Here is a 13,060-nt window from a genome sequence, read left to right as displayed (position 1 = left end):
TCATGCCTGAGACGGAAAGCCTTATCCTGCATGCCTCCTGCGTCGCGCTGGAGGGGCGGGGGCTGTTGATCACCGGCACCTCCGGCCAAGGCAAGTCTGCGCTGGCGTTGCAGCTGATGGCCTATGGTGCGCAGCTGGTTGCCGATGACAGGGTGCTGCTGCAGCTCCTGCACGGACAGGTTGTTGCCAGCGCGCCGGAGCCGATCCGCGGCCTGGTCGAGGCCCGCTGCATGGGGCTCCTGCATGCTCAGATCCGGAGCCCAGTGCCGGTGGTGGCGCTGGTGGATCTGGACGAGACGGAAACCGAACGTCTGCCGGTGCGTCAGACCACGCGGCTGCTGGAGCAGGAGGTGGTCCGCCTCAAGCGCGTGGATGCCGCGCATTTCGCTCCGGCGCTGATGCAGTTCCTCAGATGCGGAGCCTTGGACCCCGATGCCTGAGACCGGCAAAAAGGCGGTGCCGGCCGTTCTGGTGACCGGCCCCTCGGGCGCCGGGCGGACTACAGCGATCAACGTGCTGGAGGATCTCGGGTTCGAGGCCATCGACAACCTGCCGCTGCGGCTGCTGCCGGGCCTGATTGATGCTGCTGCGGCACCGCGGCCGATGGCGCTGGGGCTCGACAGCCGCAACCGGGATTTCTCGCCGCGGGCGCTGCTGGATGTGATCGACATGCTGGCCGGCCGCCGCGAGGTTGAGCTGACCGTGCTCTACCTCGATTCGCAGTCTGACGTGCTTCTGCGCCGCTATTCCGAGACCCGCCGCCGCCACCCGCTGGCGCCTGCGGAATCACCGGGCGAAGGCGTGCGCCGCGAGCTTGACCTGATGGTGCCGATCCGTGACCGGGCCGACATCCTGCTGGACACATCGGACATGAACGTCCACCAGCTGAAGGCGGAGATCGAGCGCTGGTTCGCGCCGGAGGGCCGGGCGCTGGCTCTGTCGGTGCAAAGCTTCTCCTACAAGCGCGGGATGCCGCATGGGATCGACATGGTGTTCGACTGCCGGTTTCTGGCGAACCCTTACTGGCAGCCGGCGCTGCGGCAGCTGAGCGGCCAGGACCAGGCCGTTCAGGACTACGTCAAGGCGGACCCCCTGTACGAGCCGTTTTTTTCCCGGGTCCTGGACCTCACCCGCCTTTTGCTGCCGGCCTGCCGGAACGAAGGAAAATCGCATTTTTCCATCGCCTTCGGCTGCACCGGCGGCCAGCATAGATCGGTCACAATGGCGGAAACCCTGGCCAAGGCCCTTGCAGAGGACGGCCAGCAAGTGTCAATTAGACACCGCGAGCTGCAAGGCCAGCAAAGAAGTGAGAGGCCGGGTTGATCGGGATTGTGATCGTAGCGCATGGCGGGCTGGCAAGGGAATACCTCGCCGCGGTGGAGCATGTAGTGGGTCCGCAGCCCAGCCTGATGGCCATCGCCATCGGTCCTGACGATGACCGGGAGGGCAAGCAGGAAGAGATCTGCGCTGCCGCCAACGAGGTGGACACCGGCGGCGGGGTGGTCGTTGTGACAGACCTGTTCGGCGGCTCTCCCTCCAACCTCAGTCTCAAGGCCTGCGCACCGGCCGACCGCCGCATTCTCTATGGGGCAAACCTGCCGATGCTGATCAAACTGGCAAAATCCCGCCACTTGCCGGTGGCCGATGCGGTCCGGCAGGCTATGGAGGCCGGGCGCAAGTACATCAACGCGCAAAACGTAAACCCTGACGGGGAGCAGGCACACTAAATGGCTCTGAAGACGCTGAAAATCATCAATGAGAAAGGGCTGCACGCCCGGGCCTCGGCCAAGCTGGTGGAGGTGGTCGAAGGGTTTGACGCCTCGGCTGAGGTGATAAAGGACGGGCTGTCCGCCTCCGGCGACAGCATTATGGGCCTTTTGATGTTGGCAGCCTCGAAAGGAACGACTATTGACGTCGAGACTTCGGGGCCCGATGCTGATGCGCTGGCGCATGCGCTGGAGGCCCTGGTGGCCGATAAGTTCGGCGAGGGCTACTAGGCCCGCGCCGGAGACGGGACGGGATAAGGCAAATTGGCGGATACCGCACAAGACAGGAATACCGGCATCACGCCGGAAACCACGGATGAGACCGGCGAGATCTATGACCGCCGCACGCTGACTTACGCCAACTCCTTCGACGACCGCTGGACCTCTTTGGCGATCAAGACCATCGAATGGCTGACCGGCAAGATTTCGATTCTGCGCATGGTCAGCCGGTTCGAAAAGCGGAATGCGGAGTACCGCGGCCAGAAGTTCTGGCGCGGCGCGCTCAACACCATGGGTATCGATCTGCAGACCCCGCAGGAGCAGATCGACAACATCCCCGCCGACGGGCCGGTGGTGATCGTTGCCAACCACCCGCACGGTATGGTCGACGGTATGATCTTCGCCGACCTGATCGGCCGCCGCCGCCTGGACTACCGGATCCTGACCCGCTCGGTGCTGACCGGGCTGGACGAGGCCGCGACCTCCTTCATGATCCCGGTACCGTTCCCGCATGACCCGGACGCGCAGCGCAAGATGGTCGACATGCGGGCCAAGACCATGGCTTTCCTCAAGGAAGGCGGCGCCGTCGCCCTTTTCCCCTCGGGTGTGGTGATGTCGTCCGACAGCTGGTTCGGACCGGCAATCGAACGGGAATGGAACGTCTTCACCGCCCAGCTGATCCGCCGCTCCGGCGCCCGGGTGGTGCCGATCTACTTCCCCGGCTCGAACTCGCGCTGGTATCAGATCGCCTGCCAGATCTCACCGATCCTGCGCCAGGGGCTGCTGCTGCATGAAATCGTGCGCTCCTGCAACAAGCCGCAGGCGCCGGTGGTCGGCAAGCCGCTCACCGATGAGCAGATGGAGAAGCTGCACAGCGACCCGCGCGGCTTCATGGCCTGGCTGCGAGAGCACACTCTCAGCCTGGGCAAGCAGGGCTGATCCTGCCGCATCACCTGGCCGGAAACGAAAAAAGCGCCCCGCGGGGCGCTTCTTTGTTCTGTGCTTGCCGTTACCGGGTCGGCACCGGCGTTTCGCCGCGGTAGTCGTAGAACCCGCGCTGGGTCTTGCGGCCCAGCCATCCGGCCTCAACGTATTTGGTCAGCAGCGGGCAGGGGCGGTACTTGGTATCCGCCAACCCGTCGTGCAGCACGTTCATGATCGCCAGGCAGGTGTCCAGGCCGATGAAATCCGCCAGCTCCAGCGGTCCCATCGGGTGGTTGGCACCCAGCTTCATCGACTCGTCGATCGATTTGACGGAGCCAACGCCCTCATACAGCGTATAGACCGCCTCGTTGATCATCGGCATCAGGATGCGGTTGACGATGAAGGCCGGGAAATCCTCTGCACTGGCCGAGGTCTTGCCCAGCCGCGCCACCACCTCCTGGCAGGCGTTGAACGTTGGCTCATCGGTGGCAATGCCGCGGATCAGCTCTACCAGCTGCATCACCGGCACCGGGTTCATGAAGTGGAAGCCCATGAACCGTTCCGGCCGGTCGGTGCGGCTCGCCAGACGGGTGATCGAGATCGACGAGGTGTTGGAGGTCAGAATCGTGTGCGGCTTCAGATGCGGCTGCAGGTCCTCGAAAATGGCCTGTTTGACGGTTTCCCGCTCGGTGGCGGCCTCGATCACCAGATCGGTTGCGCCGACATCCGCCAGCGTCAGCGACGGCACGATTCGTGCCAGCGCCGCCTTCATCTCGTCTTCGGAGATCTTCCCCTTGCTGGCCTGGCGCTCCATGTTCTTGTGAATCAGGCTCAGCGCGCTGTCGAGCGCCTGCTGGCTGACGTCATTCAGCACGACATCATACCCGGCAAGCGCCATGACATGGGCGATGCCATTGCCCATCTGCCCGGCGCCGATCACACCAACCTTCTGAATTTCCATGCCTCAGGCTCCTGAAATATCTGCCGCAACCTTACTGGCCCGGGAAGGGCGGGCACAAGAGCAGCTTGGGCGGATTTGAGGCAAATTCTCACTTTAGGGAAATTGCAATGCTTCGCGTCCAAGGTGAGTCTCGGGTGAAAAATTGGTGGTGAAATGAGCTATGAACTCAAAAGCGCGGGGGCGCTTTCGGGGGAACCATGCAGATATGGGGAATCCAGACTGCTGGTGCGGGGGCCGCAACGGTCCTTGGACGAACCCTATGTTGCCTTCCTTGGCGGAACCGAAGTTTACGGGCGATTCGTTGAATTTCCCTTTGTCGACTCCCTGCAAAGCCGGCTTGGCGTGGATTGCGTCAACCTGGGCAGTGTGAACGCCGGGCTGGACAGTTTCGTGCAGGACGACACCCTGATCGGTATCGCCCGGGACGCGCATGTCTCTGTGCTGCAGATGCTGGGCGCGCAGAACATCTCGAACCCGTATTACCGGGTGCATCCGCGCCGCAACGACCGCTTCCTGCAGGCGCAGCCGGCGCTCAAGACCCTGTATCCGGAGGTGGATTTCACCGAATTCCATTTCAACAAGCATCTGCTCTGCACCCTCCGGGACATCTCCGTCCAGCGGTTCGAACAGGTGCGCGAACAGCTGCAGCGCAGTTGGGTGGAACGGATGAGTGTCCTGATCAAGGCGCTGGACGGCCGCGTGCTGCTGCTGTGGCTGCGCTATCATCTGGATGCGGACGCAGGTTTCCCGGATGAACCGGTTCTGGTGGACCGTTCGATGGCCGATGCCTTGCGCTCCAAGGTGCAGGGGATCCTGGAGTTCCGGGCTGAAGCCGCGGCGGCCGCGCAGGATATCGCCGGCATGGTCTTCGGCCAGATGGAGCTGCCGGCCGCGCGTCACATGATCGGACCCAAGGAGCATCTGCGAATCGCCGAGGCGCTGGCCACCCACCTGCAGCCGATGCTTCCGGAAAAATAACACCAGCCCCCGGAACGGAAAAAGGCCCGCCAATTGGCGGGCCTTTCTGTTTGTCAGCGGTCCAACCGGGCTTAGCCCAGTTTTTCGGTCAGGGCCGGGACGGCTTCGAACAGGTCGGCGACCAGGCCGAAGTCCGCGACCTGGAAGATCGGTGCTTCTTCGTCCTTGTTGATCGCCACGATGACCTTGGAGTCCTTCATGCCTGCCAGGTGCTGAATCGCGCCGGAGATGCCGATGGCGACATACAGGTCCGGAGCAACAACCTTGCCGGTCTGACCCACCTGCCAGTCGTTCGGGGCATAGCCCGAGTCGACAGCCGCGCGGGACGCGCCAACAGCTGCGCCCAGCTTGTCGGCCAGGTTTTCGATCAGTTTGAAGTCTTCCTCGGAGCCAACGCCGCGGCCGCCGGAGACAACGATGCCGGCCGAGGTCAGCTCGGGACGGTCGCTTGCGGCAACCTTGTCTTCGACCCACTCGGACAGGCCCGGGTTATCAGCAGCGGAGATGGTCTCAACCGAAGCCGAGCCGCCTTCGCCAGCCGCGTCGAAGGACGCGGTGCGGATCGAGACGACTTTCTTGGCGTCTTTCGACTTCACGGTCTGGATCGCGTTGCCGGCATAAATCGGGCGCTCGAAGGTGTTGCCGTCGACAACGCCGGACACGTCCGAGATCACCATCACGTCCAGCAGCGCAGCAACGCGGGGCAGAACGTTCTTGGCGTCGGTGGTGGCCGGAGCAACGATGTGCTCGTAGTCGGACGCCAGGCCGGCGATCAGGGCTGCGGTCGGCTCTGCCAGGCGGTGGCCCAGCGATGCGTCTTCGGCCACCAGGACCTTGGACACGCCTGCGATCTTGGCGGCTTCTTCACCGGCAGCAGCAGCGGATGCGCCTGCGGCCAGAACGGTCACGTCGCCCAGCTTGGAAGCTGCGGCCACGGCTTTTGCGGTCGCGTCCAGCGCCAGCGCGCCGTCGGTCACTTCAGCAAGGAGAAGAACAGCCATTACACAGCCCCCGCTTCTTTGAGTTTCTCAACCAGCTCGTCGACGGAGCCGACGATGATGCCTGCGGCACGTGCCGGCGGCTCTTCGGTCTTGACGATTTCCAGGCGCGGGGAGACGTCGACGCCGTAGTCGGCGGCGGTTTTCTCGTCCAGCGGCTTTTTCTTCGCCTTCATGATGTTCGGCAGCGACGCATAGCGCGGCTCGTTCAGGCGCAGGTCCACGGTGATGATGGCGGGCATCTTCACGGAGATGGTCTGCAGGCCGCCGTCCACCTCACGGGTGACCTTGGCGGTTTCGCCTTCGATGTCCAGCTCGGAGGCGAAGGTGCCCTGGGACCAGCCCAGCAGCGCCGACAGCATCTGGCCGGTTGCGTTCATGTCGTTGTCGATCGCCTGCTTGCCGCAGAGCACGACGCCGGGCTGCTCTTCCTCGACCACTTTGGCCAGGATCTTGGCAACCGCCAGCGGCTCGATGTCGGTGTGCACGTCGTCGGCAGCAACCACCAGGATGGCGCGATCGGCGCCCATGGCCAGCGCGGTGCGCAGGGTTTCCTGGGCCTGCTTCACGCCGATCGACACCGCAACCACTTCGTCAGCCTTGCCGGCTTCTTTCAGGCGGATGGCTTCTTCGACGGCGATTTCGTCGAAGGGGTTCATCGACATTTTCACGTTGGCGAGATCGACACCGCTGCCGTCCGCTTTGACGCGGACCTTCACGTTGTAGTCAATCACGCGTTTGACAGGCACAAGTACCTTCATTTTGCGTTCTCTCCTTAACAAACGGCAAGCCGCCTCAGGGCGACTCCCCTCCATGCTCTCGCTGCGTTGATACCGGCTGGTGTGACGCCGCAACAGGGCAAAATCGTCACGTTAGCGCTCGGCGACGTCGCGTTTGCGCATTTGGAACATCATTTTTGCAAGAATGTTTCCGGTGGGAAATTTGCCCGCAGGAGACAGGCCGCTGCAGGCCCGCGGATGACGCGATGCCTGCAGGATTGGACAAAAACCGGCATGAAATGGCGAATCACGCCGGGGCAGGGGGAATCAGCGGTTGGCACCCGGGACCCACAAAACGTCGTCCTTGCCGCCGTTGTTGGCCACGCGGGCCGCGACAAAGAACCAGTCCGACAGGCGGTTCAGGTATTTCACTGCAGCCGGGTTCACGTCTTCGCTGGTGCTCAGATCCGTAGCCAGCCGTTCGGCACGGCGGGCGACGGTGCGGCAAACGTGCAGATGCGCTGCCAGTTTCGAGCCGCCCGGCAGGATGAAGCTGCGCAGCGCCTCCAGATCCTTGTTCATCACGTCGATCTCGGCCTCCAGCCGCTCGACCTGCGCCACCGCAACCCGCAGCGGCGGGTATTCGGCCTCGGCATCCTTTTCCATTTCCGGCCGGCACAGATCGGCGCCGAGGTCGAACAGATCGTTCTGAATACGCGCAAGGGCTTCGTCCATCTCGCCCTCAGCCTCCAGCCGGGCGACGCCGACAAAGGAGTTCAGCTCATCCGAGGTGCCATAGGCGTTGACCCGGGCCGAGTGTTTGGCCACGCGTTCGCCATTGCCCAGGGCGGTTTCGCCCTTGTCGCCGGTGCGGGTGTAGATTTTGTTCAGAACGACCATCGCCAATTATCCTCCCTGGCTGCGCAGGTAGACGTAGGACAGCAAGAGCACCACTGCAATGAATTGAAACAGGATGCGCAGGCGCATCATCTTGTTTGCATTGCGGCGGTTGAATTCGCCGCCCTTGCCAAAGCCGCCAATGCCGATGACCAGCGCGACGACCACGGCCGCCACCGCAGCCAGAGCCAGATAATACAGCGGATCGCTCATCTTGTCCCCCAAGCGCATCAATTCTGTTGGCCCCCATCTACCTTGCGCGGGGGCTATTGGCGACCGCCAATCCGCTATCCGAGCCTCACCAGGATGCGGTCAATTGCCCTTGTGCTGAGGATCCGGCGCAGGACCCCGGCGATATGGGTGGGGGTGGTGACATAGTAGCGCGGCCGCGGGCGGCGGGATTCGCAGGCATGGGCCAGCTTGGCGGTGACGGCGGAGGCGGGCAGCTCGAACCGGTCTGGGCCGCTGCTCTCATACAGCCGTTTCAGCAGCCGTTTCTCGTAAAGCTCGCGCAGCGGCGAGGATTTCCAGTCAATGAAACGCTCGAAATGCGGGATCGACTTCTCCCGGATTTTCGAGGTTACCGGGCCGGGTTCGATCAGCACCATGTGGATGCCGGAGCCCTGCAGCTCGACCCGCAGCGTGTCGGTCAGCCCCTCGAGTGCGTACTTCGTAGCAACATAGGCGCCGCGCCAGGGGAAGGACACAAAGCCCAGGATCGAGGAATTCTGCACGATCCGCCCGTGCCCCTGCGCCCGCATCACCGGGATCACCCGCCGGGTCAGCTCGTGCCAGCCAAAGAAATTGGCCTCGAAAATCGTGCGCAGCGCTTCGGTGGGCAGATCCTCCACCGCGCCGGGCAGGCCATGGGCGCCGTTGTTGAACAGCGCATCCAGGGTGCCGCCGGTGGCCTCCAGCACCTCTGCCAGGCCCGATTCGATGCTGGCCGGGTCGGTGTAGTCGATGCGCGGGCTGTCAAAGCCTTCGGCACGCATCCGGTCGCAATCACGCTGCTGACGGCAGGAGGCAAACACCCGCCAGCCGCGGTCGCGCATGCCGCGTGCCGCATCCAGGCCAATCCCTGAGGAGCAGCCGGTAATCAGGATCGATTTCTTCATGTGGAACGCCTCGGTGCCCGGAAGTCTCCGGTGCAGTTATGGGCGTTTCTTGCTCACCAGGGAAGCGGCAATCCAGCCGACGCGGCCCTTCCCGGGCGCGCGCAGATGCAGCCAGCCGGTGCCGCTGTCCTCGATCACGATGACCTCGTCGCCAGCCAGAAGCCGGGTGATCACCGGATAGGAGGTGCCCGGCCCCTGCCGCATATTCACCCGCGATGCGCGGATGGAGCGGCGGTCGATGACCGGTTCCGGAGCGGGCTCTGCCGCGGCGGCAGCAGCCGCCGCCGGTCTCGGGGCGGGTGCCGCAGTGATTGCGGCGAGACCGCCATCCAGCGAGGCGAGCTGCAGCGTGCCGCCGGAGTCTGCTGAGAAAGCCGCCTGTGTCGAGGCCAGCACGCCGGAGGCGCTGACCAGATGCGCAGCCGCCACACGCTGCCGCAGCGCCGGATCAGCCTTGGGCCGGCCGGGTGTTTCAGCCTGCGACCGGCGGGTCAGAACAGGCTGGGCCGTCAGCGAGGCCGCGGTGATTCTGGCAGGCTTGGGCGTGCGGGTATCGGGTTTTGCGGCGGCCGCAGGTTCAGGCCGCTGCGGCGGCGCAAAATCCGCCCCGCCGCTCAGCTCATAAAATCCCCATCCAAGAAAAGCGAAGGACAACATAACAAAACGTGACATAACCCGGTCCCCCAGACCAACCAAATAAACAGGCATATCCATTGACCCGCAAAAGGCCGCTGCCCTGATTGCAAGAGTTTGGAAAGTAACGCGCGGCGCGGCTGCCTGGTTCCATTCTATCTAGTGCGAGTTAACGGTCAGGAAACAGGGGAGAGTCGGCCGTCTTCTCCCCCATGCCCTGCAGGCGGCTGGCGAAGCTGTGCGAATTTCGCGCGCGCCCGCTTTACCAATTCCGGCGGCGGCAGTATCACGATTTCATGACCGACCTGGTAGAAGACCCCGACATGCCCTCCGCCCCCGAACAAGGCGAAATCCTGGAGCCGCTGCGCCGCGCCATTGGCGAGCGCTATCTGACCTATGCGCTCAGCACCATCATGCACCGGGCGCTGCCCGACGCGCGCGACGGGCTGAAGCCGGTGCACCGGCGCATCCTCTATGCGATGAACCGCTTGCGGCTCAGCTCCACCGGCGGCTTCCTGAAGTCGGCCAAGATTTCCGGCGACACCATGGGCGACTTCCACCCCCACGGCGACGCCGCGATCTATGACGCGATGGCGCGCCTGGCGCAGGACTTCAACGTCCGCTACCCGCTGGTGGACGGCCAGGGCAACTTCGGCAACATCGACGGCGACAACCCGGCGGCCTCGCGCTACACAGAAGCGCGGATGACCTTCGTGGCCGAGGCGATGCTGGACGGCCTGAACGAGGACGCTGTTGATTTCCGCGACAACTACGACGGCCGCCTGACCGAACCGGCGGTGCTGCCCGCGACCTTCCCGAACATCCTGGCCAACGGCGCGGCCGGCATTGCGGTGGGCATGGCCACCAACATTCCGCCGCACAACATCGCTGAGCTGATCGACGCTTGCCTGCATCTGATCCGTACGCCGGATGCGCGCGACGACACCCTGCTGAACTATGTGCCCGGCCCGGACTTCCCCACCGGCGGCATCATCGTCGAGCCCAAGGAAAACATCGCCAAGGCCTATAGCACCGGCCGCGGCTCCTTCCGCCTGCGCTGCAAGCATGAGGTCGAGGACCTGGGCCGCGGCCAGTGGCAGGTCGTCGTCACCGAGATCCCCTATCAGGTCCAGAAGTCCAAGCTGATTGAGAAGATCGCCGAGCTGATCCAGACCAAGAAGGTTCCGATCCTCGCCGACGTGCGCGACGAATCGGCGGACGACATCCGCATCATCCTGGAACCCAAGTCCAAGAACGTGGACCCCGAGGTTCTGATGAACATGATGTTCCGCAACTCGGATCTGGAAATCCGCTTCAGCCTCAACATGAACGTGCTGATCGACGGCGTCACGCCCAAGGTCTGCTCGATGAAGGAAGTGCTGCGCGCTTTCCTCGACCACCGCCGCGACGTGCTGCAGCGGCGCTCGCGCCACCGGATGGAAAAGATCGACCACCGGCTGGAGGTGCTCGAAGGCTTCATCATCGCCTTCCTGAACCTCGACCGGGTGATCGACATCATCCGCTATGACGAGGACCCCAAGGCGGCCCTGATCCGCGAGGACTGGAGCAAGGACCACCCCCGCGCCTTTACCGAGGCCGAGTATGTCACTCCGGCCCCAGGCACCGGTGAACTGACCGAGGTGCAGGCTGAGGCGATCCTCAACATGCGCCTGCGCAGCTTGCGCAAGCTGGAGGAAATCGAGCTGGTCCGCGAACGCGACGCGCTGCGCGAAGAGCGCGCCGGTCTGGTCGAATTGCTGGGCTCGGAAGAGCTGCAGTGGACCCGCATTTCCGAACAGCTGAAAGAGACCAAGCAGCAATTCGGCAAAGAATATGCAGGCGGCGCCCGCCGCACCCGCTTTGCCGAGGCAGGCGAGGCCGAAGAGGTGCCGCTGGAGGCGATGATCGACCGCGAGCCGATCACCGTTGTCTGCTCGCAGATGGGCTGGATCCGGGCGATGACCGGCCACATCGACCTGAACCGCGAGCTGAAGTTCAAGGACGGCGACGGCCCGCGCTTCATCTTCCACGCCGAAACCACCGACCGGCTGCTGGTGTTCGGCTCCAACGGCCGCTTCTACACCCTGTCGGCGGCGAATCTGCCCGGCGGCCGCGGCATGGGCGAACCGGTGCGCCTGATGGTCGACCTGCCCAACGAAGTGGAAATCGTCGACCTGCTGATCCACAACCCGGACGGCAAGCTGCTGGTCGCCTCCGACGCGGGCAACGGCTTCATCTGCGCCGAAAAGGACATCGTCGCGCAGACCCGCGGTGGCAAGCAGGTGCTGAACGTCAAGGACGACGAGCGCGCCAAGATCTGTATCCCGGTCGAAGGCGACCACGTCGCCGTGGTCTCTGAAAACGGCAAGTTCCTGGTCTTCTCGGTCGAGGAAATGCCCGAGCTCACCCGCGGCAAGGGCGTGCGCCTGCAGAAATACAACATGGCCCGCGGCAAGCAGGGCTCGCTGGAACTGGACGGCGGCCTCAGCGACATCACCACCTTCAACTGGGATGAAGGGATCAAGTGGGAAATGGGCGGCGGCAAGACCCGCCACGAGGCTGATCTCAGCGAATGGCTGGGCAAGCGCGCCAGCGTGGGCAAGCGCCCGCCGCACGGCTTCCCGCGGAGCTACAAGTTCAAATAGGCGGCAGGTTTCTGCTGAACGCCTGTGCCCCCCGCGCCACCCGCGCGGGGGGTGCTTTTTACGGGTCTTTACCCTCTGCACCCCGCGGGGCTATCAGGGCGGGACCGAATACCTACGGGGGACCACCCATGATCCGCATTCTCGCCCTGTTCGCCTCGCTGGTGCTGCTTGCCGCCTGCGGGGAAACCCGCTTGGACGAGGCGCCCGAGGACCTGGGAGCGTTCCGGGCCCGGGTGACCCATGTCTATACCGAAAAGGCGTTGCAATGGCCGCTGTCCCGGGATGCGGAGCACAGCGAGTGGACCACCCCGATCGAGAAGGCACTGAACACCCGCCTGCGCCGGTACAGCGGTGCGCAGGACTACGATGTGGCGGTGACGCTAGAGGGCTTCATGCTGGCACCGCCCGGCGTGCCGGTGCTGTTCTCGCCCAAAAGCGCAGTGGTGGTGAACGTGTTTGTCTATGACGTGGCAAACAAGAAATTCCTCGCCAAAAAGCACCAGATGGAAATCTTCGAAAGCACCACCGGCCAAAGCGCGCTGGTGGGGTCGGGGCATGCCCGCACCAAGGAGCAGCAGATCCAGGGGCTGGCGGTCAATATTGCCGACAAGGTCGAGGAATGGATGGCGGAAAACCACAAGGAGCAAGGGTGGTTCGCACCGCGTCCCGCAGCGGACTCCACGGGCACCGCGGCACCGGATGCGGCGGAGCCTGTGCCGGCCGGCTGAGCCCGGTGATTTCCGCTTCTGTCAAGCAGGAACGGGTTGATTTTTGCGCGCAAACCAAATAATCCGCCCGCGCAGAGGAAACCGGGTCAACGCTGACCCCTCATTTCAAAAGGCGCCCAAGGTATGGCTAAGGAAAAGTTTGAACGTAATAAACCGCACGTCAACATCGGCACCGTCGGCCACGTTGACCACGGCAAAACCACGCTGACCGCAGCGATCACCAAGTACTTCGGCGACTTCAAAGCCTACGACCAGATCGACGGCGCGCCGGAAGAAAAAGCCCGCGGCATCACCATCTCCACCGCCCACGTGGAATATGAAACCGACGCGCGCCACTACGCCCACGTCGACTGCCCCGGCCACGCCGACTACGTGAAGAACATGATCACCGGTGCGGCGCAGATGGACGGCGCGATCCTGGTGGTGAACGCGGCTGACGGCCCGATGCCGCAGACCCGCGAGCACATCCTGCTG

General features: G+C 63.9%; 16 protein-coding genes. 9 read left to right on the top strand and 7 right to left on the bottom strand.

The annotated features are described in order from the left end of the window. The first annotated feature begins 2 nt into the window (after positions 1 to 2). From ACFMBG_RS19015 to ACFMBG_RS18995, 5 genes are read left to right on the top strand one after another with little or no spacing between them, the layout of a single operon-like run. Positions 3 to 440, top strand: a complete 438-nt coding sequence (locus tag ACFMBG_RS19015; protein ID WP_421056251.1) for an HPr kinase/phosphorylase — start codon at positions 3 to 5, stop codon at positions 438 to 440. Beyond that, the gene (gene rapZ, locus ACFMBG_RS19010; RefSeq protein ID WP_421056250.1) at positions 433 to 1,323 is read left to right on the top strand and encodes an RNase adapter RapZ; all 891 of its coding nucleotides are present in this window, start codon (positions 433 to 435) and stop codon (positions 1,321 to 1,323) included. Before ACFMBG_RS19015 ends, rapZ begins: the two co-directional genes overlap by 8 nt. Further along, complete coding sequence (locus ACFMBG_RS19005) at positions 1,320 to 1,727, top strand: PTS sugar transporter subunit IIA (protein WP_421056249.1); 408 nt, start codon at positions 1,320 to 1,322, stop codon at positions 1,725 to 1,727. The genes rapZ and ACFMBG_RS19005 overlap by 4 nt, the downstream gene beginning before the upstream one ends. Next, positions 1,728 to 1,997, top strand: a complete 270-nt coding sequence (locus ACFMBG_RS19000) for an HPr family phosphocarrier protein (protein ID WP_027235562.1) — start codon at positions 1,728 to 1,730, stop codon at positions 1,995 to 1,997. A 33-nt stretch (positions 1,998 to 2,030) separates the two neighbouring features. Next, positions 2,031 to 2,924 carry a lysophospholipid acyltransferase family protein gene (locus ACFMBG_RS18995; RefSeq protein WP_421056248.1) on the top strand — a complete coding sequence of 298 codons (894 nt, stop codon included), beginning with the start codon at positions 2,031 to 2,033 and terminating at the stop codon, positions 2,922 to 2,924. A gap of 70 nt (positions 2,925 to 2,994) precedes the next feature. On the opposite strand, the gene ACFMBG_RS18990 is transcribed toward ACFMBG_RS18995, so the two are convergent. Next, positions 2,995 to 3,870 carry a 3-hydroxybutyryl-CoA dehydrogenase gene (locus ACFMBG_RS18990; RefSeq protein ID WP_421056247.1) on the bottom strand — a complete coding sequence of 292 codons (876 nt, stop codon included), beginning with the start codon at positions 3,868 to 3,870 and terminating at the stop codon, positions 2,995 to 2,997. A 153-nt stretch (positions 3,871 to 4,023) separates the two neighbouring features. Here ACFMBG_RS18990 and ACFMBG_RS18985 point away from each other — a divergent pair, with 153 nt between their 5' ends. After that, positions 4,024 to 4,848 (top strand): DUF6473 family protein, encoded by an 825-nt coding sequence (locus tag ACFMBG_RS18985; RefSeq protein WP_421056246.1) that lies wholly within the window; start codon positions 4,024 to 4,026, stop codon positions 4,846 to 4,848. Positions 4,849 to 4,919: 71 nt separating this feature from the next. On the opposite strand, the gene ACFMBG_RS18980 is transcribed toward ACFMBG_RS18985, so the two are convergent. The 6 genes from ACFMBG_RS18980 to ACFMBG_RS18955 all read right to left on the bottom strand — a co-directional run bounded on the left by ACFMBG_RS18980 (position 4,920) and on the right by ACFMBG_RS18955 (position 9,252). Further along, the gene (locus ACFMBG_RS18980; RefSeq protein ID WP_421056245.1) at positions 4,920 to 5,849 is read right to left on the bottom strand and encodes an electron transfer flavoprotein subunit alpha/FixB family protein; all 930 of its coding nucleotides are present in this window, start codon (positions 5,847 to 5,849) and stop codon (positions 4,920 to 4,922) included. Further along, on the bottom strand, positions 5,849 to 6,607 hold the full coding sequence (locus ACFMBG_RS18975; RefSeq protein WP_421056244.1) for an electron transfer flavoprotein subunit beta/FixA family protein: 759 nt from the start codon (positions 6,605 to 6,607) through the stop codon (positions 5,849 to 5,851). Before ACFMBG_RS18975 ends, ACFMBG_RS18980 begins: the two co-directional genes overlap by 1 nt. Before the next feature lie 285 nt (positions 6,608 to 6,892). After that, positions 6,893 to 7,465 carry a cob(I)yrinic acid a,c-diamide adenosyltransferase gene (locus ACFMBG_RS18970; protein WP_421056243.1) on the bottom strand — a complete coding sequence of 191 codons (573 nt, stop codon included), beginning with the start codon at positions 7,463 to 7,465 and terminating at the stop codon, positions 6,893 to 6,895. 6 nt (positions 7,466 to 7,471) lie between these two features. After that, positions 7,472 to 7,675: a twin transmembrane helix small protein gene (locus ACFMBG_RS18965; RefSeq protein WP_421056242.1), complete on the bottom strand. Its 204-nt coding sequence runs from the start codon at positions 7,673 to 7,675 to the stop codon at positions 7,472 to 7,474. 74 nt (positions 7,676 to 7,749) lie between these two features. After that, positions 7,750 to 8,580, bottom strand: a complete 831-nt coding sequence (locus ACFMBG_RS18960; protein ID WP_421056241.1) for an SDR family NAD(P)-dependent oxidoreductase — start codon at positions 8,578 to 8,580, stop codon at positions 7,750 to 7,752. A gap of 36 nt (positions 8,581 to 8,616) precedes the next feature. Further along, positions 8,617 to 9,252, bottom strand: a complete 636-nt coding sequence (locus tag ACFMBG_RS18955; RefSeq protein ID WP_421056240.1) for an SH3 domain-containing protein — start codon at positions 9,250 to 9,252, stop codon at positions 8,617 to 8,619. 257 nt (positions 9,253 to 9,509) lie between these two features. Here ACFMBG_RS18955 and ACFMBG_RS18950 point away from each other — a divergent pair, with 257 nt between their 5' ends. From ACFMBG_RS18950 to ACFMBG_RS18940, 3 genes are all read left to right on the top strand, one after another. Further along, a complete protein-coding gene (locus ACFMBG_RS18950) occupies positions 9,510 to 11,858 on the top strand; it encodes a DNA topoisomerase IV subunit A (protein ID WP_421056239.1) in 2,349 nt (782 codons plus the stop codon). Between the two features lie 128 nt (positions 11,859 to 11,986). Next, the gene (locus ACFMBG_RS18945) at positions 11,987 to 12,586 is read left to right on the top strand and encodes a hypothetical protein (RefSeq protein WP_421056238.1); all 600 of its coding nucleotides are present in this window, start codon (positions 11,987 to 11,989) and stop codon (positions 12,584 to 12,586) included. 123 nt (positions 12,587 to 12,709) lie between these two features. Then, on the top strand, positions 12,710 to 13,060 hold a 351-nt coding region (locus ACFMBG_RS18940; protein WP_421056237.1), incomplete at its 3' end, for a GTP-binding protein.

Source organism: Leisingera coralii, assembly GCF_049056525.1.
Taxonomy (GTDB): domain Bacteria; phylum Pseudomonadota; class Alphaproteobacteria; order Rhodobacterales; family Rhodobacteraceae; genus Leisingera; species Leisingera coralii.
Note: the sequence above shows the minus strand (reverse complement) of the source record. Positions and strands in the feature narration are given on the sequence as shown.

Excerpts from the sequence above, each read along its gene's own strand:
- ACFMBG_RS19015 (WP_421056251.1), top strand. The coding sequence starts at position 3 with ATGCCTGAGACGGAAAGCCTTATCCTGCATGCCTCCTGCGTCGCGCTG.
- rapZ (WP_421056250.1), top strand. The coding sequence starts at position 433 with ATGCCTGAGACCGGCAAAAAGGCGGTGCCGGCCGTTCTGGTGACCGGC.
- ACFMBG_RS19000 (WP_027235562.1), top strand. The coding sequence starts at position 1,728 with ATGGCTCTGAAGACGCTGAAAATCATCAATGAGAAAGGGCTGCACGCC.
- ACFMBG_RS18990 (WP_421056247.1), bottom strand. The coding sequence starts at position 3,870 with ATGGAAATTCAGAAGGTTGGTGTGATCGGCGCCGGGCAGATGGGCAAT.
- ACFMBG_RS18985 (WP_421056246.1), top strand. The coding sequence starts at position 4,024 with ATGAGCTATGAACTCAAAAGCGCGGGGGCGCTTTCGGGGGAACCATGC.
- ACFMBG_RS18980 (WP_421056245.1), bottom strand. The coding sequence starts at position 5,849 with ATGGCTGTTCTTCTCCTTGCTGAAGTGACCGACGGCGCGCTGGCGCTG.
- ACFMBG_RS18975 (WP_421056244.1), bottom strand. The coding sequence starts at position 6,607 with ATGAAGGTACTTGTGCCTGTCAAACGCGTGATTGACTACAACGTGAAG.
- ACFMBG_RS18970 (WP_421056243.1), bottom strand. The coding sequence starts at position 7,465 with ATGGTCGTTCTGAACAAAATCTACACCCGCACCGGCGACAAGGGCGAA.
- ACFMBG_RS18965 (WP_421056242.1), bottom strand. The coding sequence starts at position 7,675 with ATGAGCGATCCGCTGTATTATCTGGCTCTGGCTGCGGTGGCGGCCGTG.
- ACFMBG_RS18960 (WP_421056241.1), bottom strand. The coding sequence starts at position 8,580 with ATGAAGAAATCGATCCTGATTACCGGCTGCTCCTCAGGGATTGGCCTG.
- ACFMBG_RS18955 (WP_421056240.1), bottom strand. The coding sequence starts at position 9,252 with ATGTCACGTTTTGTTATGTTGTCCTTCGCTTTTCTTGGATGGGGATTT.
- ACFMBG_RS18950 (WP_421056239.1), top strand. The coding sequence starts at position 9,510 with ATGACCGACCTGGTAGAAGACCCCGACATGCCCTCCGCCCCCGAACAA.
- ACFMBG_RS18945 (WP_421056238.1), top strand. The coding sequence starts at position 11,987 with ATGATCCGCATTCTCGCCCTGTTCGCCTCGCTGGTGCTGCTTGCCGCC.